The organism is Pseudomonas sp. 43(2021) (assembly GCF_017490805.1).
In the GTDB taxonomy this organism is placed as follows: Bacteria; Pseudomonadota; Gammaproteobacteria; order Pseudomonadales; family Pseudomonadaceae; genus Aquipseudomonas.
This window is the reverse complement of the sequence record NZ_JAFGYJ010000213.1, coordinates 1-555: the sequence shown is the minus strand read 5'-3', so window position 1 is coordinate 555 and position 555 is coordinate 1. Positions and strand designations below refer to the sequence as shown.

The 555-nt window shown below is 55.9% G+C and carries 1 protein-coding gene; it reads right to left on the bottom strand.

What is annotated here, in order from left to right; genetic code table 11:
* Positions 1–87: 87 nt before the first annotated feature.
* Entirely contained in the window at positions 88–327 is a 240-nt protein-coding gene (locus tag J5M71_RS26815; protein WP_122611525.1) for a glutaredoxin family protein, read from the bottom strand.
* Positions 328–555: the final 228 nt, after the last annotated feature.

Below are 555 nucleotides of genomic sequence, written 5' to 3'. Positions count from 1 at the left end.
CTGTATGGACATACAGTAACCGAAGAATTCAGCGAGCGCCAACGCAAGGATGTATCGCTGCGACCAGCGGAAAGGATCAAGGCAAAATCAGCAGCCTAAAAATGCCACTACCTGGTCGCCACTGAACGGCCAATCCAGCTCAGCGCCGGTGTCAACCCGCCGCAGTACCGGGATGCGCAAGCTGTATTTTTCGAACCACGATTCGTCTTCGGCGATGTCCACCAATTCAACCAGCAGACCATGCTCGACGAAGGGCATCAGCTCGGCTTCGGCAACTTCACACAGATGACACCCGAGGGTGCCGAACAGCTGACATTCTGGAGACATGACGGCATTACCGGAAAACAAGTGAGCCCATTCTAGGACGCCACTAAACCCTCGTCGACCCGGCGCCGCCCAAAGGACCCAGCGCTCCCGGCGCAAAATCCTGACGCAAATCATTCAGCGCAAATTGCAAATGCGTCATCCTCGCGGACTTTTTGCCTCTACGCTTCAGAGGCCAACGCCCTGACAGCGGAGTGTCCCGTGTTTGCAAATCTGTTGATCATCCTCGCC

Bases quoted from the DNA above. Each gene is read 5' to 3' on its own strand.
- J5M71_RS26815 (WP_122611525.1), bottom strand. From the start codon at position 327: ATGTCTCCAGAATGTCAGCTGTTCGGCACCCTCGGGTGTCATCTGTGT.